The sequence below is a fragment of the Agrobacterium sp. MS2 genome (genome assembly GCF_003261015.1).
GTDB lineage: Bacteria > Pseudomonadota > Alphaproteobacteria > Rhizobiales > Rhizobiaceae > Agrobacterium > Agrobacterium pusense.
The window spans coordinates 1-4856 of sequence record NZ_QLNF01000053.1 but is presented as its reverse complement, the minus strand read 5'-3'; the positions used below and the strand labels follow the sequence as shown (position 1 = coordinate 4856).

Sequence of the window (4856 nt, the reverse complement as noted above, 5' to 3'; positions counted from 1 at the left end):
GGAAACGGTGGTTCTTGTAGCTGATGGTCGGCGTGCTCATCACGTCCGGTTATCCGTCAACCGTTAAGCCACGATCAACGTGACAACGCCCGTTTACGCGAACACCGTCTCTTGCGTGATCCACTGCCGCAGCGCGCGTGAAATTGACGACGGCCCCCTTGGCGGCATTATAGGCGGCAAAACCATAATCGGCCGCCAGTCCAGAAGCGGACGCAGTGTTAACGATACTGCCAGCGCCCTGTGCTCTCATGATCGGTAGTGCAGCTCTGCAGCCGTAGAACACGCCGTTCAGATCGACGTCGATAACCCGCTGCCATTCTTCGATGGCGATGTCAGCAGTGGTCGCAAGGCTGCCGATACCGGCATTGTTGACCAGGATGTCGAGACGGCCATGACTGGCGACAACCTCCTGCATAAGGCGGCTCATATCGGGCCAACGGGTAACGTCAACCTGCCGGTAATGTGCACGGTTGTCGCCTAACTTTGCAGCAAATGCCTCACCCCTTTCCTGGCTGCGGTCGGCAATCACCACTGTGGCACCCTCGTGGTGGAAACGTTGTACGCTTGCCGCCCCAATACCGGATCCGCCACCCGTCACGACAATAATCTTGTCACGAAACCTCATCGTACTGTCCTTTCCATGGCAGGGCCTCTGCCCGCTTAGTCAAATCGAGAGCTGTGACCGACACGGACGCAAGGCCGCGCCGGTTCGAGAACGCAGATCAGGCGGCCTGTGCAGGATCGACCGATACGTAGACCTTGATTTCCTGAAACTGTTCAATTGCTCGGGGACCGCAGAGGGAGCCGACGCCGCTCTGCTTCAGGCCGCTTTCTTCCATGTGTTCGGTCACGATGCCCCAGCAATTCATCCAGACGGTGCCAGCTTCAAGCGCGCCGGCGACGCGCCGCGCACGATTGGCATCTGCCGTGAACACCGATGCTGCGAGACCAAACTCTGTGGCATTGGCCCGCGAGATCGCCTCGGCTTCATCCTCGAAGACTTCAAGCGTCTGAACAGGGCCAAAGACTTCGCTCTGTACGAGGAACGCACCGACCGGCTCTACCTCAATCAAGGTCGGTCGGTAGAATGCACCTCGCGCCAGCGGCCCTTCGGTTACGCCGCCTCCGCGGACGAGCACCTTGCCCTCGTGCTTATATTGCTCGATCAACGCATCGACACGCGCCACACTGGCCTTGTCGATCAGCGGTCCCAGCTGAGCTTGGGGATCCTCGCTCTCACCCAGGCGAACCGAAGCATAGGCTTTGGTCAGCGCTGCCCGCATCTTGTCGGCAATGCCGCGGTGAACCAGCACCCTAGAGCCGGTGCAGCAGAACTGTCCGTTCATTGCCACCAGTGCAGTCACGATCTGCGGGACGACCAAATCGACATCGACATCGTCGAACACGATCAGCGGTGCCTTACCGCCGAGCTCGAGATTGAGCCGCTTCAGCGACCTGCCAGCGTTCTGCGCGATCAGACGGCCGACATGGGTGCTGCCGGTATAGCTTATCGCACTGACGAGTGGGGAATCGACTAGCATCGACGAAAGGATATTACCACTCTCGGAGACGACGTTCAGCACGCCTGCGGGCAGCGATTGCGTCTCCGACACCGCCTGGGCAACGAGTGCCGCAGTCAGTGCTGTCTGGTGCGGCATTTTCAGGACGACGGTACAGCCAGCAGCCAGTGCGGGGCCGAACGCGCGCACGGCGAGCATCACAGGCGAATTCCAGGGTGTGATGACACCGACAACACCCATGGGCTCTGGATTGGAATGGAAGTACATGCCCGGTGTCGTTTCAACAGCACGGCCGCCGGTCTGGAGAATTGCCGTCGCCGCCGAATAGCGTAGCCACTCAACCGCGCCCTGCACTTCCCAAGTGGTCTGCGCGATCAACTTGCCGCCTTCCCGACTAAGCATCTTCGCGATCTCGTCCTTACGTGCATCGAGGCGGTCTGCCAGTTCGAACAGTGCTCGCGATCGCAAGTCCCGGTTGCGCGACCAAGGCGTCAAGACAAATGCGGCACGCGCCGTCTCGATCGCTTTCCTTGCCTGTTCTGGTCCGATGTCGAGATACTCCCCGACGACCTCGCCCGTGGACGGGCTGACCGATGTACCGGCGGCACCCTCATAGTCCCAGCTGCCGTTGATCCAGTTCGTCTGCAGTGTGTGAATGCGGGTATGTTGGGTCATTGTATTTATCCTGTTAGCCGCCACCGTGATGTTATGAGGCGCCGTGGACGGGTCCGGCAGCGCTCAGTCGCTGTACCCGCTTAGCCTTGGCTCGCTTAAATGCTTAGCGGTGCAAAATATAAGTGAGGGCTCCCTCACTCGTTGTCAATCGCTTTTTTTGACCTTCACTATAAGCAGCCGGTGGTGGTCGTCAGATCGCGTTGGCGATTCCGCGTTGCAACTCGCAAGCTTTGCGGGAGCTCTTCACCTTCGCTGCAGCCTCCACTCACGATCCTCGTGGAAAAGGATGTCGCCAGCGCCTCTTGTTCTGGCGAGCACTAGATCCTCATCGTAGCAGCGGTTCGAAATCTAATATGCTCCGGCAGCCGCACGCCTTGCATGAGGGATGGTTCACTCATATAACCAAGCGATGAAGAAGCAGAGACCTCAGACGCAGCTCGGACGGCCCGTCAATGAACACGCCCGTCAAGAAAGGATCAATCAGATCCTGGACGGAGCACGAAGATGCTTTGTCGAGCGTGGCTTCCATGCCTCCTCTACAGCGCAGATTAGCGCCGCCGCCGGGGTTAGCGTCGCAAATCTGTACCAATATTTCCCAACCAAGGAAGCGTTGATTGCCGCCCTGATCGAGGTTGATCTTGAGCGTCACGCAGAGATGATTTCTCGCGTATGGGAGACAGACCTAAGCCCCCAAGGCATCAAGAAGGCTCTAGAGGGCATCTTCCTCACGAAGGAGGGGCACGCTATTGCTGTACTCCGGGCGGAAATCGCCAGTGAGGGCGGCCGCAATCCTGAAGTTGCAGATCTGCTTCGTCGCTCCGAAGCGAGCTTATTCGCGCTATTGCGCAGAAGCATCTTGCAGGCTCAAAATGCAGGGCGCGTATCTCCCGATCTTGATCCGGTTGCTGTCGGGGAGAGGCTATCCCTGGTATTTGAAGGGGTTATGCGTCTTTACGTTTTCTCGCCTGCAGACGGCGAGAGCCTACTCGATCGATACTACTCCCAGCTCGGCGAGACTTTGGGACGATCTCCCTAAAATCTCGAACATCCTCCCATTCTTTCTAGTGTCCTCACGACCAGACGACGAACGTGCTCGCGCAACGGCGGCTGAAGCCGGCAACAACGGTTTGTCATGTGTCTCTTTAGTAAGACGATTTAAGATGGAACAGGCCCGTGCGACACGGAGACGGGTGACTTTCATCGCTCAGTCACTTCGCAGTTTACCGGGAGCAGGCACGCGAATCAGGCCGCTGGATCGTGTCCGCCAAGGTGCTCCGGTTCACCACGTTAGGGCACGTGGTGTGATGGCGCGGCCGAGCAGCGTGACTAGCGCGATGGCAACCGGATACCAGGTTGCTACAAACGTTGCGCCGTCATTCAGGCAGGCGATCGTGTAGGAGAGCGCCCCGACTGAACCTGCGAGCAGCCCTGCTGCCACACCCGAACTGGTCAGGCGCGTCGGGATGCCTCGGCGCATTGCAAGGAGAATGATGACCATCGCGGGCAGGGACGCCGCGATGATGGTGCCGACGCATAAGACAACAGAAAGACTGTGAGCTCCGAAGAGTGGAAGATTGCTTCGGTCCAGAATAGCTCCAGTAAGCAAGAAGACGCCAGCGGGGAGAACTCCCTGCATCAAACGCGGTCTCTCTCCCGGAGTTACCGCAGCCCACACAGCGTGCACAGCGCCTGCCGCGAGCAGCAACATCCCGATGACCTTGAACTGAGACGTCCACGTCCAAAAATAGTCGTTGAAGTCTGCACGCACGCCGGCCGTTGCGAGGACCACTGCGATTGCCGCCAAAAGAGCTATGACAAGAGCCACCGAAAACAGTTTAGGAAAACTCAGTCCGCCGGCTCGCTCGTCTCCTGCTTCCAAAGTCAGCTGCTTGATCAGGACGTTGGTGCTTTCGAAGCTTTGACGTTCGTGCTCGCTCATCATCAGAACTTATCCTTGGCCATGGCAGTCAGCCTTTTCAGTGACCGATGGAATGCTACCCTCACAGCGCCCTCTGTCGAGCCTAACTGTTCGGCAGCCTCTCTGGCGGAAGCGCCATCGATCCCCATGACACGAACCGCCGCCTGGGCGTTGTCACGTTGTTCGTGGCTTAACGGTTGACGGATAACCGGACGTGATGAGCACGCCGACCATCAGCTACAAGAACCACCGTTTCCCACCGCATATCATCGCCCATGCTGTCTGGCTGTATTTCCGGTTCCCGTTAAGCCTGCGGCTGGTGGAAGAAATGCTGCTGGAGCGCGGCATTGTCGTGTCCTACGAAACGATCCGGCGCTGGGGCCGGAAATTCGGTGCGGCCTACGCAAAGCGACTGCGCAGAAAGACGCCGTCGCGAGAGGATATCTGGCATCTGGACGAAGTGGTCGTAACGATCGGCGGGCGAAAGCATTGGCTTTTGCGAGCCGTCGACCAGGACGGATATGTTCTCGACGAGATCGTGCAGACCCGTCGAGACACCAAGGCTGCCAAGCGATTGCTGATCAGGCTGCTGAAGAAGCAAGGTCTCGCGCCAAAGAGGATTGTCACTGATAAACTGCGTTCATACGGGGCGGCAAAGCGAGATGTGAAGCCGACCGTAGAACATAGATCTCACAAGGGCCTTAACAACCGTGCGGAAAATTCCCATCTGCCGCTGCGAAAAC

At 58.4% G+C, this 4856-nt stretch carries 5 protein-coding genes; 2 read left to right on the top strand and 3 right to left on the bottom strand.

Going from position 1 to position 4856, the window contains the following annotated elements:
• Positions 1-49: 49 nt before the first annotated feature.
• Both DOU54_RS15390 and DOU54_RS15385 read right to left on the bottom strand, forming a co-directional pair.
• Entirely contained in the window at positions 50-625 is a 576-nt protein-coding gene (locus DOU54_RS15390; RefSeq protein WP_113731548.1) for an SDR family NAD(P)-dependent oxidoreductase, read from the bottom strand.
• 97 nt (positions 626-722) lie between these two features.
• Positions 723-2195 (bottom strand): aldehyde dehydrogenase family protein, encoded by a 1473-nt coding sequence (locus DOU54_RS15385; protein WP_113731547.1) that lies wholly within the window; start codon positions 2193-2195, stop codon positions 723-725.
• Between the two features lie 409 nt (positions 2196-2604).
• On the opposite strand from DOU54_RS15385, the gene DOU54_RS15380 reads away from it, so the two are divergent.
• A complete protein-coding gene (locus DOU54_RS15380; protein ID WP_193603367.1) occupies positions 2605-3231 on the top strand; it encodes a TetR/AcrR family transcriptional regulator in 627 nt (208 codons plus the stop codon).
• Positions 3232-3474: 243 nt separating this feature from the next.
• Here the strand turns inward: DOU54_RS15380 and DOU54_RS15375 are convergent, their stop codons facing one another.
• Positions 3475-4137, bottom strand: a complete 663-nt coding sequence (locus tag DOU54_RS15375; RefSeq protein WP_286079921.1) for an NrsF family protein — start codon at positions 4135-4137, stop codon at positions 3475-3477.
• A 193-nt stretch (positions 4138-4330) separates the two neighbouring features.
• Between DOU54_RS15375 and DOU54_RS15365 the strand changes: the two genes are divergently transcribed.
• Positions 4331-4856, top strand: a 526-nt coding sequence (locus tag DOU54_RS15365; RefSeq protein WP_113731545.1) for an IS6 family transposase, incomplete at its 3' end; no start/stop codon positions are given.